The organism is Robbsia betulipollinis, from assembly GCF_026624755.1.
Classification (GTDB): Bacteria; Pseudomonadota; Gammaproteobacteria; order Burkholderiales; family Burkholderiaceae; genus Robbsia; species Robbsia betulipollinis.
Genome location: NZ_JAPMXC010000012.1, coordinates 38853 through 57396 on the forward strand (window position 1 = coordinate 38853; position 18544 = coordinate 57396).

12 protein-coding genes and 1 pseudogene are annotated in these 18544 nt (G+C 55.7%); 11 read left to right on the plus strand and 2 right to left on the minus strand.

Translation table 11 applies throughout. The features are described 5' to 3' along the window. Positions 1-4: 4 nt before the first annotated feature. The 8 genes from OVY01_RS21790 to OVY01_RS21825 all read left to right on the plus strand — a co-directional run bounded on the left by OVY01_RS21790 (position 5) and on the right by OVY01_RS21825 (position 10969). Entirely contained in the window at positions 5-1414 is a 1410-nt protein-coding gene (locus OVY01_RS21790; protein WP_267849706.1) for an undecaprenyl-phosphate glucose phosphotransferase, read from the plus strand. Positions 1415-1541: 127 nt separating this feature from the next. Then, complete coding sequence (locus tag OVY01_RS21795) at positions 1542-2924, plus strand: UDP-glucose dehydrogenase family protein (RefSeq protein WP_267849707.1); 1383 nt, start codon at positions 1542-1544, stop codon at positions 2922-2924. A 13-nt stretch (positions 2925-2937) separates the two neighbouring features. Then, on the plus strand, positions 2938-3378 hold the full coding sequence (locus OVY01_RS21800) for a low molecular weight protein-tyrosine-phosphatase (RefSeq protein WP_267849708.1): 441 nt from the start codon (positions 2938-2940) through the stop codon (positions 3376-3378). Between the two features lie 86 nt (positions 3379-3464). After that, positions 3465-4568 (plus strand): polysaccharide biosynthesis/export family protein, encoded by a 1104-nt coding sequence (locus OVY01_RS21805; protein ID WP_267849709.1) that lies wholly within the window; start codon positions 3465-3467, stop codon positions 4566-4568. A gap of 69 nt (positions 4569-4637) precedes the next feature. Further along, positions 4638-6866, plus strand: coding sequence for a polysaccharide biosynthesis tyrosine autokinase (locus OVY01_RS21810; protein ID WP_267849711.1), 2229 nt, complete (start codon positions 4638-4640; stop codon positions 6864-6866). Positions 6867-7154: 288 nt separating this feature from the next. Further along, positions 7155-8627, plus strand: coding sequence for an O-antigen ligase family protein (locus OVY01_RS21815; RefSeq protein ID WP_267849712.1), 1473 nt, complete (start codon positions 7155-7157; stop codon positions 8625-8627). Further along, complete coding sequence (locus OVY01_RS21820; protein WP_267849713.1) at positions 8624-9802, plus strand: glycosyltransferase family 4 protein; 1179 nt, start codon at positions 8624-8626, stop codon at positions 9800-9802. Before OVY01_RS21815 ends, OVY01_RS21820 begins: the two co-directional genes overlap by 4 nt. Before the next feature lie 24 nt (positions 9803-9826). After that, positions 9827-10969: a glycosyltransferase family 4 protein gene (locus tag OVY01_RS21825; protein ID WP_267849714.1), complete on the plus strand. Its 1143-nt coding sequence runs from the start codon at positions 9827-9829 to the stop codon at positions 10967-10969. A gap of 77 nt (positions 10970-11046) precedes the next feature. On the opposite strand, the pseudogene OVY01_RS21830 reads toward OVY01_RS21825, so the two are convergent. Beyond that, positions 11047-12156, minus strand: a pseudogene (locus OVY01_RS21830) (glycosyltransferase family 4 protein); the annotation flags it as partial. Next, positions 12153-13268 carry a glycosyltransferase gene (locus OVY01_RS21835; protein WP_267849715.1) on the minus strand — a complete coding sequence of 372 codons (1116 nt, stop codon included), beginning with the start codon at positions 13266-13268 and terminating at the stop codon, positions 12153-12155. The pseudogene OVY01_RS21830 and the gene OVY01_RS21835, both read right to left, overlap by 4 nt. 241 nt (positions 13269-13509) lie before the next feature. Here OVY01_RS21835 and OVY01_RS21840 point away from each other — a divergent pair, with 241 nt between their 5' ends. From OVY01_RS21840 to OVY01_RS21850, 3 genes are all read left to right on the plus strand, one after another. Beyond that, complete coding sequence (locus tag OVY01_RS21840) at positions 13510-15660, plus strand: NHL repeat-containing protein (RefSeq protein WP_267849716.1); 2151 nt, start codon at positions 13510-13512, stop codon at positions 15658-15660. A gap of 63 nt (positions 15661-15723) precedes the next feature. Beyond that, entirely contained in the window at positions 15724-16722 is a 999-nt protein-coding gene (locus OVY01_RS21845; RefSeq protein ID WP_267849717.1) for a glycosyltransferase family 2 protein, read from the plus strand. A gap of 237 nt (positions 16723-16959) precedes the next feature. Beyond that, entirely contained in the window at positions 16960-18441 is a 1482-nt protein-coding gene (locus tag OVY01_RS21850) for a flippase (RefSeq protein ID WP_267849718.1), read from the plus strand. The last annotated feature ends 103 nt before the right edge of the window (positions 18442-18544 follow it).

Here is an 18544-nt window from a genome sequence, read left to right on the forward strand (position 1 = left end):
AAAGATGCTCGGACTGACTGCGCGCCTGATTGACATCCTCGCCATTGCCCTCGGCGGCGTGGCAACGCACCTGATCTGGACCACCTTCGGCGTGCAGCACGGAATGATCTGGTCGCATACGGATATTTTCCTGTTGATCTTCGCCTGCGCCGGCGTATTGCTGCTGTTCCCCACCTTCGGTATCTACCAGTCGTGGCGCGGCAAGCCCATCGGAGAACTGATGGGCCGGGTCGTGTTCGCCTGGCTGTTGCTGCTCGTGCTCGGCGTGGCCGTTGTTTTCGGTCTGGAGGGCACGCAGGACGTTTCGCGCGGATGGGTGGGCGCATGGTGGCTGTTGTCGGCGATCTGGCTGGTATTGTCGAAATCGTTTTTTTACGGAGTGTTACGCCGTATTCGTCGTAGCGGCCGCAATCAGCGAGCCGTCGTGATCGTCGGCTCGGGGGGATATTGCCGTGCGCTTTTGTCGCGGATCCGCACGGCGCCCCAGGCGGGCTTTCGTGCGGTGTGCGTACTGGAGGAAGACGCGGTGCGCGACGGCGTGGGCGGCCTGCCGCCGCCAACCCAGATTTCCGGCGTGCCGGTACTTTCCAATTTCGCGGATCTGGTAAGAATGGTGCGGCAGCGACGCGTGCACGAGATATGGCTGGCGTTGCCCCTGTCGGAGGAACGCAATATCATGCGGTACATGCGTGAATTCCGGAACGACTTCGTCAACATCCGTTTCATTCCCGATGTGCGCAGCCTGAGTTTGTTCAACCACACCATCGTCGATCTGCTGGGTTTGCCGGCCATCAACCTGACGGCGGCCGAGTCGCCGGACATCCAGGTGTTGCCGAAATTGGTCTTCGACCGGGCGTTCGCACTGCTGGTGATCCTGATGCTTTTGCCCCTTTTCCTGTCGATCGCCGCGGCAGTGAAATTCTCTTCGTCGGGGCCGGTGTTCTTCAAGCAGCGCCGCAAAGGTATTGACGGTCGCGAATTCGAGATATATAAGTTTCGTTCCATGAAGGTGCATGCCGAGGCAAGCGGTGTCATCACGCAGGCACGCAAGGCAGACCCTCGGATCACCGCCGTCGGCGCCTTTTTGCGCCGCACGAGTCTGGACGAATTGCCGCAGTTCATCAACGTGCTGCGGGGCGAAATGTCAGTTGTCGGACCCCGTCCGCACGCCATTGCGCACGATGATCTATATAAAGATCAAGTTGAGGGGTATATGTACCGTTATAGGATCAAGCCCGGCATCACGGGGTGGGCTCAGGTAAACGGTTTCCGGGGCGAGACGGATCGGGTCGAGAAGATGGAGGCACGCGTCAAATTCGATCTGTACTATATCCAGCACTGGAGTTTCTGGTTCGACATGCGGATCGTCGTCTTGACGGTCTTCAAGGGTTTTATCGGACGCAACGCCTACTGACGTCGGATTTTCGACGTGGGTGGCCGCAACTCTCGGCAATTGGCATGAAGCCCGTACGCGGGGCCCGGCTTTTTCGGACTCGCGCGCGCATCGCTCACCACCACTAGCAATGAGATAGAACCGATACATGAAAATCACCATTATTGGCACCGGTTACGTAGGTCTCGTGACGGGCGCATGCCTCGCGGAAATCGGCAACGACGTTTTCTGTCTGGATGTGGACCCACGCAAGATCAAGATCCTCAATGATGGTGGCGTGCCGATCCATGAACCCGGCCTGAAGGAAATCATCGCGCGCAATCGCGAAGCGGGCCGGCTGCAATTCTCGACCGACGTGGCGGCCAGCGTGGCCCATGGCGACATCCAGTTCATCGCGGTGGGGACGCCGCCAGACGAGGACGGCTCGGCGGATCTGCAGTACGTGCTGGCGGCGGCGAAGAACATCGGCGCGCATATGCAGGGCTTCAAGGTCATCGTGGACAAATCCACGGTGCCGGTGGGCACCGCCGCGCATGTTGCGGATGTTGTCAATGCCGCACTGGCCGAGCGAAAACTGGACCATGGGTTTTCCGTCGTTTCCAATCCTGAATTTCTGAAGGAAGGCGCGGCCGTCGACGATTTCATGCGGCCGGACCGCATCGTCCTGGGCTGCGACGAAGATGAAGCGGGCGAACGCGCGCAGGCGCTGATGCGCCGCCTGTACGCGCCGTTCAACCGCAACCACGAACGCACCCGCTACATGGACGTGCGCTCGGCGGAATTCACGAAGTACGCGGCGAACGCGATGCTGGCGACGCGAATTTCTTTCATGAATGAGATGGCAAATCTCGCCGACCGTGTGGGCGCAGACATAGAAGCGGTGCGTCGTGGTATAGGATCTGACCCTAGGATCGGTTATAGCTTCCTGTACGCCGGAACCGGGTATGGCGGTTCCTGCTTTCCGAAAGACGTACAGGCGCTGATCAGGACCGCGGCCGACAACGGCCATGACCTGAAGATCCTGAACGCGGTGGAAGCGGTCAACGATGCACAGAAAAGCGTGCTGGTCGACAAGATCACGAAGTTTTACGGCGAGAATCTGCGCGGCAAGGTGTTTGCAGTCTGGGGGTTGGCGTTCAAGCCGAACACGGACGACATGCGTGCTGCGCCCAGCCGGCCGCTGATCGCCGCGCTGTTGAAGCGGGGCGCGACCATCCGGGCGTACGACCCCGTGTCGCAGGAAGAAGCCAGACGGGTTTTTGCGATGGATCTGAAGGGCGAGGAAGACGCACTGGGCCGCCTGCAGTTCGTCGACACGCAATACGAAGCCAGCGCCGACGCGCATGCGTTGATCGTGGTCACCGAATGGAAGGAATTCAAAAGTCCCGATTTCGGCAAGCTGTACAGGCAACTCACGTCGTCCGCGATTTTCGATGGACGTAATTTGTATGAGCCGGAAGCGTTGGCGGCGGCGGGCTTTCACTACGAGGCCATCGGTCGGCCGTTCGTGACGCCCAGCCGGCCTGGATAATCGATGAAGGCTCATGTTTAAAAATGTATTGATCGTCTGTCACGCCAACATCTGCCGCAGCCCCATGGCCGAGGCATTGCTGGTGGCGCAACCGGCGGTCAAGGAAGCGGGCATCTTCGTGCATTCGGCCGGATTGGCCGGGGCCGATGGCAACAAGGCGGACAAGGTAGTAAGCGACATGCTGGCACGACGCGGCATCGACCTGAGTGCCCATCGTTCGCGGCGGCTCACGATCGACATGATTCGTGCGGCCCAACTGGTTCTGGTGATGGAACAGCACCAGATCAGAGGCGTGGAGACGATGGATTCATCGTCAAAGGGAAAGGTTCATCTCCTCGGGAAATGGGACGACGTGGAAATCGCCGACCCCTACCGGCAAAGTGAATCGGTTTATCAGGGCAGTGCGGAACTCGTCGAGCGTTCGGTCGCAAACTGGATTAAAAAAATATGTTAAGTCGTGCGGTTCTTTTTTCCCTGTTGGGCGCGTCCGTTCTTGCGGGATGCTCGTGGGTGCCGGGCAATGCGTTGGATACATCCAACATGCAGCAGAGCAATGTCGTCACCACCGATGACAACACGTATCTGGTGACGCGCATCACCCCTGAGACCATCCTCCGGCAGAACCTGGCGGCGCAGCAGAAATTGCGTGCCCGGGATGCGAATCTGAACGTGCCGGTCGGCGATCCTGCGGCGTTCCGCTATCACGTGCAGGCCCAGGACATTCTCGGCATCACCGTGTGGGACCATCCGGAGCTGTCGGGTACGGGTGGCTCGACGCTGGATTCGACGCTGGGCAGCCCGTCGGGCGGTTCGTCGATGTCCCTGCCGTATTCGCAGACCAGTGGTGGCGGTTCAGGCGCGAGTCAGAACGATCCGATCGGCTATACGGTGAGTCCGGAAGGAACCGTGTTCTTTCCGTATGCCGGACTCGTCCACGTCGCGGGTGCTTCGATGGACGAGATCCGTCTGCGGCTGACCCGGGCCTTGAGCAAGTACATCGTGAAGCCGCAGGTTACCGTGCGCGTGCTGGCGTACCGCAGCCAGCAGGTGCAGTTGACGGGCGAGGTGAAGACCCCTGGCGCCCTGTCGATCACCGACCGGCCGATGACGGTGTCGGACGCGATCGCGCGTGCGGGCGGCGCGACGGCAACGGGCGATCTGCAGCGGGTGCGCCTGACGCGCAAGGGCAAGTTGTCCGTGATCGACACCTACGCGCTGCTGGACCACGGCGATGCCGCCCAGGATGTGTTGCTGCAGGGCGGCGACATCGTCAACGTGCCGGACCAGATCGACAGCCGCGTGTTCGTGCTGGGTGAAGTTCTCAAGCCCACCACGCTGTACATGAACAAGGGCCGCCTGACGCTCGCGGATGCGCTCACCGGTGCGAGCGGGATCGACAATCTGGCAGCCAATGTCCGGGAAGTCTTCGTGTTCCGGGGGGCGAAGGACAACCCGACGGAGCCGCAGATTTTCCAGCTGGACATGACGCAACCGAGTTCCATGGTGTTGGCTTCGCAGTTCCAGATGGACAAGCTGGATGTGATTTATGTGGGTACGTCGAAGGGAGTGCGTTTCAACCGTGCGCTTAACTTGATCACGCCTACTCTGTCGAACCTGTTCTACGCACGCGAGCTCACCCGGTAATAACGAGCCAATGAACCCTGTCCCTCGGCGAGGGGCGGGCGACTTCCCTGATCGACTGGTAGAAAGAATTTGAACACCCCAGCTAATATACGTACACAAGCGGCCGCGGGCAGCGAAGACGATGGCCTGGTATTGGGCGACCTGATCCGGCTGCTCTTCGACAAGATCTGGTGGGTGCTCGGCATCGCCGCGGCCGTGGTGCTGGCGGCGCTCGCCTATGTGACGATCGCGACGCCGATCTATTCGGCGAACGCCCTCATCCAGGTCGAGCAGCCGGACTCCAACTCGTCGCCCCTGGCGTCCTCGACCGCTCTGAGTTCGTTCTCCGGTACGCTGCCCACCGCGTCGGAAATCGAAGTCATCCAGAGCCGCGACGTCCTCGGACCGGTGGTCGACCAGTACAAGATGGCGTTTTCGATCAGCCCGCAACGGTTTCCGATTCTGGGGTCGATCGCCGCGCATTTCGCGCGTCCGGGACAGCTTTCCCGGCCCTGGCTGGGCATGAACAGCTATGCCTGGGGTGGCGAGATCGCGGATATCTCGAGTATCGTGGTGCCGCAGGCGCTTGAAAGCCAAAAGCTAACACTGGTGGCCCTAGGTGATGGCCGCTATGCGTTGCAGGACCCGGAAGGTCGTCGTCTGGTGGAGGGTATTGTCGGGCAACCGGCGCAGAGCGGTGGCGTGCAGATCACGGTGAATCGTTTGGTCGCAAATGCCGGTACGCGTTTCAACGTGGTTCGCTGGAATCAGTTGGATGCCATCCAGGGCTTTGGCTCAAGTGTGAAGGTTGGCGAGCAGGGCAAGCAGACCGGAATCATCGCGGTATCGATGAATGGCACCGATCCCGCGCGTACCGCCGAGCTGACCAACGCAGTGGCCGACTCCTACCTTAGCCAGCATCTGGAAATGAAGCAGGAGGAAGCCAGCCGGATGCTTACCTTCCTGAATGGCGAGCTGCCGCGTTTGAAAGGCCAGCTCGAAAGCGCCGAAGCACGTCTGAGCGCCTATCAGCAGAAGTCCGGCAGTTTCCAGCCGTCGACGGAAGCCGGCATCTATCTGCAGGGCTCGATCGAATACGAGCGCCAGCTCACGGCGCTGCGGCTGCAGGAAACCGAATTGCTGCAGAAGTTCACGCCCGATCATCCGATGGTCCAGGCGATTCAGCGTCAGATCGGTCAAATAGCGGCATCGAAGAGTTCATTCGATGCACGTTTCCGCGGCATGCCCGTCAATGAAGCCAATGCATTGAGTCTGCAGCGCGATGCCAAAGTGTCGCAGGACATTTATGAGTTGCTGCTGAACAAAGTGCAGGAACTGTCGCTGACCCGCGCCGGCACGGTGGGCAACGTACGGATTCTGGATCGTGCATTGCGTCCCGCCGAACCGATCAAGCCGAAGAAGAGCCTGATCATGATCGCCTCGGTTTTCCTGGGGCTGATTCTCGGATCGCTGTTCGTGTTCGCGCGTCGCCAATTGACGCTCGGTATCGAAGATCCGGACGTAATCGAAAACCACCTGGGTTTGCCGATACTGGGTGCGATTTCGCTGAATGCCGCACAGGTGCGCTGGGATAGTTCGTACCGTCGCGACAGGCACGGCCGTCGTGAAATTCTGGCAAAGTCCTTCCCGAAGGACCCTTCGGTCGAAGCGTTGCGCAGCTTCCGTACATCCTTGCAGTTTGCGGTCAGCGACGCGCGGAACAACATCCTGTCGATGTCAGGCCCCGTGCCGGGGACCGGCAAGAGCTTCATTTCCGTCAACCTTGCCACGCTGTTGGCGGAAGCCGGCAAGCGGGTGTTGTTGATCGATGGCGATATGCGCCGTGGGCATCTCAACGAGTATTTCGGGATCACGCGGGCACCGGGTCTTTCGGAAATGCTGCAACGCACGCTGTTGCCGTCGCAGGTGATCAATCAGACCGATGTGCCTGGACTGCATACGATCTGGACGGGAGCGATTCCGGAAAATCCGGCGGAGCTGCTCGAACTGCCGGAAACTCGCGGATTGTTCGAAAGCCTGGGGCGCGACTATGACATGGTGATCATCGATACGCCGCCCGTCCTGGCGGTGACCGATGCGACCATCATCGGCAGCATCGCGGGGAGCTCCTTCCTGGTGCTGCGTTCAGGGATTCACTCCGAGCGTGAGATTGCGCTGGCAATCCGGAAGATTTCGCAGTCGGGAACGCGCATTGTTGGCGGTATCTTCAATGCCATGCCGATGCGTAAGGCGAAGCATGGGAAATTCACGGGTGGCGGACATAACTATGTGTATAGCTATGAATCGGAGAAGAACTGACTTCCTGTTTCCGATCTGCTGAGGCAGTGTGGTGGCAGTTCCAAGGTATTTTGGCATAGGGCATGGAAAGCAGATGGAAATGGGACGTCGACAGCGAGGTATTCGAATCGGTATCGGGCGGAGGAAGTCAACTGCTACACCGTATGCAGTTGACTTCCTCGGAACCGCCAAAAATGAGGTGGGCAAAAAAGTTTTCAGCTTGACCTTATCAGCAGAAACAGTCGCCGACGTCATGCCCCAGTTGGCAAGTCAACCGCCGGCCAATGGCAATTACCGCTTCGCTCAACCATGACGCCTCAGATCACGCATTTCTCCGTCGACGCACGAAAACCGGATGCCAAGGGATTTTGGTGGCCCATCATCGGGCTGGTCGTCGTCACGTTCCTGCTTCTGTTGGCGCATCAGTCTTCCCTGCTGCAGCTAGCATACCCGGCGATGACTTTTGTCATCGCCATTTATTTCTATATCAAGTATCCCGTCCAGTTCATCGGCTACATCTGGTGGATTTTCTTCTGGACGCCGGAAGTGCGGCGATTCTCCGATTTCGTGCAGGGTGGATTCACAGAAGTCAGTTTGATCATGACCGCGCCACTCCTGGTATCTGCGCCGCTGGCATTTACCATGTTGCGACGTATACGCTATCTGGGGACCCGCCCTGGTTTGCCGATGCTGTTGATTCTGGTGGCATTGGCATATGGATACATCGTTGGAATTTTAAATGTAGGTTTTGCTGCCGCGACTTTTGGCTTATCAAGCTGGGTAACCCCCGTGATGGTGGGATTCTACCTCGCCGTTTCATGGCGACAGTATCCTGAATATCGACGGTGTGTGATGCGTACGTTCACAATAGGTATTGCAGCCTGTGCCGGTTACGCCATCATCCAGTACGTATTCATGCCACCTTGGGATGCTTTATGGTTGATTGGGTCAGGCATGACCTCGTCCATGGGACAGCCCCTACCTTTCGCGGTTCGGGCATTTGGGCCGTTGAATTCGGTGGGGCCGTTTGCCACGATCATTCTGGCGGGGGTTCTAAGCGCCACCGTTGCCGAAGGTAACCGCGGGCGCGTGTTCACAGCGCTCCTGGGCATTGTCGCGCTCGGGCTGTCGTTCGTCCGCTCCGCCTGGGGAGCGCTCATTGTCGCCATGCTGTACCAAATGCTGTTCTTCGACAACAAAACCCGTATTCGCGTCGTAATAGGCGCCTTGATAGTAGTCGCTGCTACGATCCCGGTTTTTATGTCAAGTAATATCTCCGAAAATTTCCAAAAGCGTGTTGACACGCTTACTGACTTGCAGAACGATACAAGTTTTTCCGAGCGATCGAGCTTTTATCAAACGTTCTTGGATACGGCATTAACCAACGTGGCAGGGGCCGGTCTCGGGGCGACAGGCACTGGAGGTAAATTGTCGGACGATGCCAACGCCCAGGATCATGTGAACTTCGATAGTGGGTTAATGGAAATCCCGTTCGTTTTGGGATGGCCTGGCACGCTTCTTTATGTCTTTGGCATAAGCTGGCTGATGATAAGAGGTGCCATGTCTGCGATACGACAGAGGTCGGATAGATTTGTGATTGCCTGGTTCAGCATAGCGATTGCAATCATCTCTGAACTTATATTTTTTAATCAACTGATTTCTTCTCCCGGGCAGCTCGCACTGATGGGTATGGTTTTGCCGATTATGGCGCTTCGATACACGAAATACCAGAATTCAATTCTGGAAAAGAACCGGATCGACAACAGTCAGGTGCTTCCATGAAAATGGTATTGGTGACGCATGGCGTCCGGGAGAACGATGGGCAAAGTGGCGTCAACTACGAAGTCGTGCGCGCCGCGTTGCGGCGCGGCTGGCATATAACATTGCTTGCGACTTTTGTCACTCCGCAGTTGCTCGAGATGCCTGAAATTACGTGGGTAAAGATTTCATTGGGAAAATTGCCGACCAAATTGTTGGCATACCAAGTCTTTGCGATAAAGAGTGCTGTTTGGCTTCGCCGGCATAGAAAAGAGTTCGATATCGTGCAGGTTAATGGGTTCATAACCTGGTCCCGTTCCGACGTCAATGCCGTTCATTTTGTTCATAATGGCTGGTTAAATAGTGGATATTATCCATTTTCCTTTTTCAAAGGGCTTTATTCTGCTTACCAAACTTGTTTTACTAGGTTGAATGCGATTCTCGAAAAAAGGGCTTTTGCGAACAGCCGTGTGATCGTTGCGGTTTCGGATCGCGTCTCTACAGAGCTGCGCGATGCAGGGGTAAAGACCGACATTGAAGTAATTTATAACGGCTCGGATATTGCAGGTTTTGCCAACGCTTTGCCGAACCGCATTGCTTTCAATTTGCCGAAGAAGAAGTTTCTTTGTCTTTTCGTGGGAGATTTGCGGATCACACGGAAAAATCTCGAGACCGTCTTGCAGGCTTTGGTTCAGGTGAATGATCGCGTCGAACTCGTGGTCGGTGGAACGACCAAAGGGAGCCCGTATCCGGCGATGGTTGAGTCGCTGGGCCTGGGCAAGCGCGTGCATTTCCTGGGGCACGTGAACGATATGCGAACGCTGATGGCTTCGGTCGATTGTTTGGTCTTCCCATCGCGTTACGATCCATTTGCGTTGGTGGTACTGGAGGCAATGGCGGCCGGTTTGCCGGTTGTGACCTCGTCCAAGGTCGGAGCCGCCGCGCTTGTCAGGAAATGCGGTGTCGTTCTGGAGAATCCCGATGACGTCACCGGGCTGGCTCAGGCAATAACGGATATCGAGGGCGATCCGAAAAAACGCAATTGGATGCACCACGCGGCCAAAGCCGAAGCGCTGAATTACACCTGGGAATTGATGGGTGAACAGTACGTCGATCTTTATGATCGGCTTATGCGCGGTGACGCTGCATTGGGGCGTCATTCGCCTGGAAGCGTCTCGGAAAAAGCCGCTAAAACTTAACGTGGCTTGCTACAAAGGATTTTCATGAAGGCGCTGCAGATCGGTATGCACTGGTTCCCGGAGCGCGCGGGTGGGCTTGACCGCGTGTACCACTCGTTAGCGCAATCCCTACCTGGGGCCGGCGTGGACGTGCGCGGACTTATCGCCGGGGGAGAACAGGCTTCGAACGACACCGCCGGAAAAATTCATAGTTTCGCTCGGGCTGACGACTCTTTGCTATCGCGTGTGTGGGCGAGCCGCGGTGCGCTTGGCGACGAATTGCGCAATCATCGCCCGGATATCGTTGCGGCGCACTTTGCCTTGTATGTCGTGGGTGGACTGGACCTGCTGAAGGGTTTCCCGCTGGTCATGCACTTCCATGGGCCATGGGCAGATGAAAGCGGAGTCGAGAAGGCCAGCGGGATGAACACGGTCATCAAGCGCCGAGTTGAAAAGGCGGTGTATCACCGCGCCGACAAGCTGATCGTATTGTCCCGTGCTTTTCGAGACGTGCTAACGAATATGTACGACGTCGACCCGGCGAAGATCGCGATCGTTCCCGGTTGTGTCGACGTACCGCATTTCGACATCTCGAAAAGCCGCCGAGAGGCGCGTGAATCGTTGAACCTCCCGCTGGATCGTCCCATCGTGTTTGCAGTTCGTCGCCTGGTACGACGGATGGGGCTGGAGGAGTTGATCGACGCCGTTGCCCTACTCAAACGAAGGTGGCCCGATGTCGTGCTGGTCATCGCCGGGCGCGGGCCATTGACAGCAGAGCTACAGGCACGCGCGGCGGCGGCGGGGCTGACGGAATCGGTTCGTCTGCTTGGGTACGTGTCGGATGAAATGTTGCCCGAACTTTACAGGGCCGCGGATATCAGCGTTGTTCCAACCGTCGCATTGGAAGGTTTCGGCCTGATCACGATCGAGTCCTTATCCGCGGGAACTCCCGTGTTGGTCACGCCGGTGGGAGGTTTGCCGGAAGTCGTAACGCAACTGTCGGAAAATCTCATTCTTCCCAACACGGGGTCCGAGGCGATTGCCGATCGCCTTGGTGAATTTTTCGCCGGCACGATCAAATTGCCAAATGCGGAAGAGTGTCATGCTTACGCCTTGAAAAACTTTGACTTGCCGGTTATTGCGAGAAAAACGGCCGATGTATATCAGCAGGTCATCGATGTAAGGTAGATCGAGACCTGCAGGCATGCCTAGATGGACGTTGCGGAAGCGCTGGCCGTTGACGTGCCGCCGTTGATGTTGATATTCAGTTCAGTGGCGGCGTTTTCTACGTAAGCAGTGAAGGCCTCCTTGAACAGGCTCGTGCTGAATCGTTCCGCGTTCAACCGGCAGTTTTCCGGTGTGAACAGGGACGCATGGCTTTCGAAAGTTTCCACCGCCTGTACGATCGCATCGACTGTTTGCGTGGCGAAGAGGACGCCAGTGGGCTGAGGCGAGTGAATGTCACGGACAGTCTCGACTGCGCCTCCTTTGCCAAAGGCGATCACTGGGGTCCCGCAAGCTTGCGCTTCCACAGGCGTGATGCCGAAATCTTCTTCCGCCGCAAACACGAACGCTTTCGCGCGTTGCATGTGATCCTTGAGAACCTCGAAGGATTGATAGCCGAGGATGGACACGTTCTTTCCCGCCTTGGCGCGAACCCGCTCCATCTCCGGGCCGTCACCGATGATGACGAGCCTGCGATCGGGCATGCGAGCGAAGGACTCTGCGATGAGGTCGATTTTTTTGTATGGCACCATGCGAGATGCCGTCAGATAGAAATCTTCCTTGGTTTCCCTTACGTTGAAAGCCGCGAGATCTACCGGAGGGTAGAGCACCTGTGCGTCGCGGCGATAAGTCTTGATGATGCGGCGTCGTATGAAGTTCGAATTACACAGGAAGTAATCGACGCCAGCCGCCGTGCGGCTGTCCCACATCCGGATGTAATGCAAAGTCAGGCGAGCCACCCAGGATTTCAGGCCATGCGTCAGTTTCGACTGGACGAGATACTGGTGTTGCAGATCCCATGCGTAGCGGATCGGCGAATGGACGTAGCTGATATGCACCTGGTCGGGACCGGTCAAGACGCCTTTGGCGACGGCGTGACTACTGGAGACCACCACGTCATATTGCGACAAATCGAGCTGTTCGATCGCGAACGGCATCAGGGGAAGATAAGCGCGATATTTCTTTCGGGCAAAAGGCAAGCGCTGAATGAAGCTGGTTGTAGCACGTTTGCCTTTTAGAAAGCGGCGCTCGTCCAAAAAGTCGACCACGGAGAACAGATCCGCGTCGGGGAAGCATTCCACCATCTGCTCCAGGACCTTTTCGGCGCCGGCGTATGTCACAAGCCAGTCATGGACGAATGCGATTTTCATCGGCTGGCTCCGGAAGATGCGCCATTTTCGTTAGGCCCACGCTCGAGAAGCAGTTGTTCGGTAAGGATCACGTGTTGTCTCGCGAAATTTTCAGTAGTGTAGGCACTGTGTATCAGCCGTTGCGTGGCGCGCAGGGTTTTTTGCAAGGTAGCGGCGGGGTCGTTCGTCAAGTCGGCGACCGCATTGCGTAGCGCTTCGGCGTCGCCTGGAGGAACGTAGGTGATTTCGTCCGGAGAAAAGTAAGTCTCCAGCCCACCGACGCGAGTGGCAACGACGGGCTTACCACCTGTCACGCCTTCGAATATGACGGTGATGCCTGACACATGCTTGTTTTCATGCAGCGGCACGACGATGATGTCGGCCCAGGCATAAAGCTCGCGCTGGGCTTCCATGCCATACACAGGGCCGATGCTGACATTGTCTGATTTAGGCGAAGACTTTACCTTGCGGCGCGTGGCAAGTCTGACCGAAAATCGAGCATCGCCATCAAACGCCGCAACGAGCGTATCCCAGTCCCGGTCGCGATCGTTCCCGATCGCGGCAATGCGCAGGGGCGTATGCGGTTGCCAGGTCGCAAGATTTTGAATGGGGAAGTCCTGTGTGCTGATACCGTAGAATACAAGGTGCGCAGGCCGTCCCAGGTAGTCTGAACACAATTTTTGGTTCACCGGAGAATGTGTGGTGAGCATATCAACCCGAGGCATCAGCATTCGATAGAACGCCTTGCGCAGACCGCTGAAGCGGGCCCACCTGTCGAACAACCATACGCTTTGCCCCAGCAGTAGAGGTCGGCGTCCCGTACCCGTCAAACGGAACAGAAGCGAGATCGCCAGGAATTCAAATTCGGTATGGGTCCAAACGACATCGGCATGCAGAATGTCTTTCCTGTTATGCCAAGCATGCAGAAAATCAAAGCCTACGGCTGCCTTTAGCGCCCGGCGGAACACCTGCCGGAGCTTGCCTTCCTCGGCGTCGTGCGAGTAGGTCAGGTGATACCGCTCCGACTCTGCAAAATGGTAGCCGTATAGGCAACCAGCGTTTTCTCCCTGTCGATACTTACGCGGGTCGGCCCCGTAGAACAGGTGAACGTTGACTTTGATCGGATTGTTCATCGGAAGTTGGTGGCTGGATGGTGTCACGTTGGTAATGGGTCACGGCCTGCCCTTTTTTGAGGCGTTACTAACGCCCTGTATCGAGGCAGGACCTGTTTCGGCTTATGGTCGATTGACGCACAGGCTTTGACCCCAAGCAATGTTTTTGAGACGAATTGGTATGAAAAGCATAGAGATGACACGAAACAGACATGCTGGAGGACGGGCAAAAAACCTGCGACGTCTGGGTAAGGCGTTGCTCATGCTTGGCATGATCGGTTCACTATCGGGTGCGAGCGCCGCCGCGACTCTGACATATACCACGTCCTGGATAGGTAACACCTACGGTTATGGTGATGGTCATTGGGTACCCTGTGACGTCCGCGCAATCTATGTCAAACCGGACGGCACAGTTTACTCCAACGCCCCTTGGGATGAATCAGGCGCCGAGATCAGTATTTTCAAAGATGGCGTGGCGCTAGGTAATGCCGGGCATACCCATGGCTGGGGGAATGAAGGTGGCGATGCCATCACGGGCAATGCACGTTATCTCTACGCTGCAGTGCGCGTAGGAAACGAAGGCGGCCATCTCAAGCTTCTCGATAATTGGCCGGACAAGGGCAAGGTCTGGTATGGCGTAACGCGGCGCGCGATGGACGACGTGGAAAGCGGACAGAGCTTTCAGGGAGGAAGGGGGAATTTTGGTTCAAAGGTGTCACGGAGTTTCCTCGCCATCAATGAGGTCGCGGACGCGCCTGAAACCGTCGACGTGGAAAGGCCCTACGTCACGGGTTTGACTGCGAACAACCAAGAGCTTTTCGTTTCAAATTATCTACGGAATCGGATCGAGGTGTATGACGCCGAAACGATGCAAAAAAAGCGTGAGTGGCCGTTGCCTCACCCACAGGGCTTGGCACTAGCGGCGGACGGGCATTCGATATGGGCGATCCATGAAACTGGGATCAATGGAGGAAAATCGGTTGATCGTTACGATGGCACCGGTAGGCACATGCAGTCCCTTATCCTCCCGAGCGGCGCCAATCCTAGCGCGATTGTCGTTGATAGCAATGATAGGGTATTGATTGCCGATAGCGGTGTGAGTCAACAGATTCTGGTCTTCACGCCCGGAGCGGGTAATAAGATCGTCGAGTCGACCATTGGCGTGAAAGGCGGAATTTTGGCCGATCCCCGTGGTATGCCTGGTCCGATGCGTTTTAATGGCTTATCGGGGATCGGGGTGGACGCAAAGAACAATCTCTATGTGGCCGAGAATGGTGCCGGGCTCCGCCCGGCAGCCATGACGGGGACGACCCTGGAGAGTTATTCGCCAGATGGCAAGCGTCGCTGGAGCGTAGATGGATTGCTGTGGGTCGATGGTGCGGATGTCGATCGTTCCGATCCCGAGACGATCTACTCCAATATGCAGCGTTTCAAGATGGACTACGCTAGACCCCCGGGCAAGGAGTGGCGCTGGGACGGAACCTTGACGGATCGATTCAAGTATCCGGAATCCCTCATGTTGCACCGCATAGCGAACTCTGCACCGATGATCCGGAAACTGCACGGACATTCGTTTCTGTTCACGACCGACATGTATTCCCACGCTTTGGGCATATACCGCTTCGATGCCCGAGACGGGACCATAGCGATTCCGTCCGGAATGATTTCACGCCAAACGATTCCGGGCGACTGGCCGCGCTTTCAACCAAAAAATGTGGGTTGGCTGTGGCGTGATGCGGATGGAAACGGCGCCTTCGGGCAGAACGAATACACGGCAGATCCTGATGGGGTAGACGTCTCTTCCTGCGCTGGATGGTGGGTTGACAGCGATGGTGGGATATGGGAGGCGCGGGGGACATCGCGCATCCGCTATTTACCATTCCAAGGCCTCGATTCGCATGGGAACCCGATGTACGATTTGACGCAGGCGAAGGAATTTGACTTGCCCCGACCTTTCACCCAGGTAAACCGGGTCCAATACGATGTGGACACGGATACGCTGTATGTTGCCGGCTACACGACCGATGCTGCCTATTCAAAGGAAACCTGGAAAGAGGCGGGTAAGGTGATGGCACGCTATGATGGTTGGCTTCGCGGCGGGAAGAAGCATCGCTATAACATCAACCTTCCGTGGAACGTTGCCGCCAAACCGATACAGACGATCATGAGTGTGTATCAGGAGGGCGACTATATCTTCGCTGTAGAGCCGGTTCTGGCCAGGGTCCATGTCTATGACAGCGCGACGGGCAGGGAGATCGGATTGATCGTGCCGGGCAAGGAAGTCGGAGCGGCCTCTGGTTGGGTGGATACAACACAGGGTATCTCCGCGTACAGACGGCCCGATGGCGAATACCTTATTTTTGTCGAGGAGGACGCGCGGGCAAAGGTTTTGATGTATCGCTGGAAACCTTGAGCGATTCTTCCCCGGCAATCATCGAGTTTTATTTAATAAATAAAGGTAAGGAACTTTGCACGAATGAGCCGTGAAAACGATTTGGACAGTAGAAGATCTGTGGCTTTAAGCGCGGAAACGGCGAGGAAGCCGTTATTTATGTCCCTGGTCATTCCAACTTACCGCCGACCCGACGATCTCTCTCGTTGTCTGGCTGCCATGGAAAAATCGTTCCGGCTACCGGACGAGTTTTTGATTGTCTGTCGTCCTGATGACTTTCTTTCAAGAGATGTCATAGCAAAATTCTTGACGAATTCATTTATATTGCCAATAAAAATAATCGATGTCCTTGAGCCAGGCCTGACGGCAGCCTTGATTGCTGGACTGGAGGCATCGATAGGCGACGTCGTGTGTTTCACGGATGATGACGCCGCACCGCACCAAGATTGGCTACAAAAAATAGAAGAATGCTATCAGCAGGATGCATCGGTTGTCGGAGTAGGAGGGCGAGATCTTGTACATACTCGTGCAGGCGTAATAAATGATCCAAAAACCCAGGTAGGTATCATTTCTCCTTTTGGCCGTTTGATAGGCAATCATCACCTCGGTGTGGGAAAGGCACGTGTCGTCGATGTCCTCAAGGGTGTCAACATGAGCTATAAAGGCGATCTGTTACGTGCGATAAAGTTCGATCGTCGTTTAAAGGGAACTGGAGCTCAGGTCCACAATGAGTTGGCACTTGGTCTTGCAATCCGCGGAGAAGGCCGGAAGCTTGTTTACGATCCCGCCATTTTGGTGGACCACTATCCCGCAGAGCGTTTCGACGAAGATGCGAGAGGGCCGCAGAGCGCCCTGGCGCTGTCCAATGCAACGTTCAATCTTTTTTTCGCCTTGCTTGGCGGGAGCGCTGGCTGGAATCGGCTTTTGATATGGCAGTGGTACCAACTGGTGGGTACCAGCACCGCACCTGGATTGCTCCAGATTTGCCGTTCTTTAATGTCCGGAGATCGCGATGTCATACGCCGATGGCGGATTGTGAGAGCGGCCGCCCGTGACGCGAACAAAGCTGTTTCTCCTGTCTGAACCGGGTGAGCGCTCGAAGATCTGAAAACCGTATGGTCAAGATCAATAATGTGTTTTAGTGTGGCTGCGGTGCTTTCGGTGCCGACGTCGACAGCAAAGGATTACAGGCAATGGAATGTGACGCGGATCGAACGTTTGATATACGAATGGTCGACGATTGCATGAACCATCCGAACATAGATGTAAAACGCGGCAGGGAAGTCAAGTGGCACAAATGAATACCAGAGGTCTGTGGCGATGAGTGATACCAGTAGTTTGAAGCGAAATGGTCTTTATAACTTCCTGGGGAGCACGCTGCCGATTTTCGTATCTTTGGTAACGATTCCCCTCTATTTGTCGCATGTTGGCGCAGCAGCCTACGGCGTGCTCAGCATCGTATGGATGCTGCAAGGTTATTTCGGATTTTTCGATTTTGGTTTGACGAGAGCCACGGCAAATCAGGTTGCAAAACTCAAGCACGGCACGGCTGACGATCGGGAATCGATTTTCTGGACGGCACTGATTCTGAATACGTGTTCCGGCTTGATTGGCGGAATCGTCTTGTACCTCGTCGGGGCTCTGGCGATCGAGCATTTTGTGCAAGCGCAGGACGCATTGCGAAACGAGGTGCTGCGGTCGATGCCCTGGATCGCAGCATCGGTTCCCATTACCACTATCAGCGGCGTGTTGGTGGGATCCGTGGAGGGAAGAGAAAAATTTGGTGTATTGAATGCCGTGCAGCTGGTCAACATGTTTATTTTTCAAACCTTTCCTTTGCTGGCGTCCTATGCAATTGGTCCCAGTCTAAATGTCATCATTCCTGCCTCGATTATCGGGGGGTGCATATCCATCATCGTATTGGCCATTACCGCGTTTTTTTGCTTTCCCCTTCGCATGACGGGAAAACCAAAGCGAAAACTCGTCAAGGTACTATTCAGCTATGGCGTATGGATAAGCATTTCGAATTTCATACTCCCGATCATGGAGGCTGCCGATCGATTCATTATCAGCCGTTTTCTCGGTGCGGTGGCGGTTGCCCAATACAATGTTCCATTCAATTTATCTATTCGTGTTCGTATCATTCCTTCGGTAATATCGAGAACGATATTTCCGCGTATGTCGGCACAGGATTCCAAGACTTCGCTTGACTTTTTTGAAAAGGCAACAAAGCTTTTGGCGGCCGTATTGACGCCAGTAATTGTTCTCGGCATATTTGCCATGGGACCGTTCATTCACTTTTGGATCAATCCGACGTTTGCGATACAGGCGGGGCCTATCGGATGCATCCTTTTGTTGGGCATCTGGTTCAACAGTCTTGCTTTCATTCCCGTTGCCTACCTGCAAGCGCAGGCGCGCCCAGGCGTCGTTGCAAGATTACAGCTGTGGCAGGTTATACCTTTCCTGACTGTTCTTTGGTTCAGTATTCATCATTTTGGACTTTTGGGCGCCGCGTGGGCCTGGACTGCGCGAGTTGCTATTGATGCAGTCTTGTTGACGAACGCCGTCGATCAAGGCATCAAGTTTATGAAGTTCTGCGTTTTTCCGATCACGATTCTGATCGTCTCCTATGTTGTCAACGAACTGCTTGTCACATCGGTCGCCAGTGCGGCAGCGATTGGCGCGCCATTCGTACTTGTCTGTGCGGTTTGGGCTTACCGAACAGAACCACGCATTCAGGAAATAGTAAAAAACAGTGTATATAGCAGGAAGATGAAAAATCTTGATAAAATGAATGGGTAAAAAACTCAAATTTTAAAATTTATGATAAAAGTTGATTGCATGGTTGAAATTTTTTGGCAGAACGGATATTTTTTCAAAATCAAGAAAAGTCGTCACGGTAAAA

Excerpts from the sequence above, each read along its gene's own strand:
- OVY01_RS21790 (WP_267849706.1), top strand. The coding sequence starts at position 5 with ATGCTCGGACTGACTGCGCGCCTGATTGACATCCTCGCCATTGCCCTC.
- OVY01_RS21795 (WP_267849707.1), top strand. The coding sequence starts at position 1,542 with ATGAAAATCACCATTATTGGCACCGGTTACGTAGGTCTCGTGACGGGC.
- OVY01_RS21800 (WP_267849708.1), top strand. The coding sequence starts at position 2,938 with ATGTTTAAAAATGTATTGATCGTCTGTCACGCCAACATCTGCCGCAGC.
- OVY01_RS21805 (WP_267849709.1), top strand. The coding sequence starts at position 3,465 with ATGCAGCAGAGCAATGTCGTCACCACCGATGACAACACGTATCTGGTG.
- OVY01_RS21815 (WP_267849712.1), top strand. The coding sequence starts at position 7,155 with ATGACGCCTCAGATCACGCATTTCTCCGTCGACGCACGAAAACCGGAT.
- OVY01_RS21820 (WP_267849713.1), top strand. The coding sequence starts at position 8,624 with ATGAAAATGGTATTGGTGACGCATGGCGTCCGGGAGAACGATGGGCAA.
- OVY01_RS21825 (WP_267849714.1), top strand. The coding sequence starts at position 9,827 with ATGAAGGCGCTGCAGATCGGTATGCACTGGTTCCCGGAGCGCGCGGGT.
- OVY01_RS21835 (WP_267849715.1), bottom strand. The coding sequence starts at position 13,268 with ATGAACAATCCGATCAAAGTCAACGTTCACCTGTTCTACGGGGCCGAC.
- OVY01_RS21840 (WP_267849716.1), top strand. The coding sequence starts at position 13,510 with ATGCTTGGCATGATCGGTTCACTATCGGGTGCGAGCGCCGCCGCGACT.
- OVY01_RS21845 (WP_267849717.1), top strand. The coding sequence starts at position 15,724 with ATGAGCCGTGAAAACGATTTGGACAGTAGAAGATCTGTGGCTTTAAGC.
- OVY01_RS21850 (WP_267849718.1), top strand. The coding sequence starts at position 16,960 with ATGAGTGATACCAGTAGTTTGAAGCGAAATGGTCTTTATAACTTCCTG.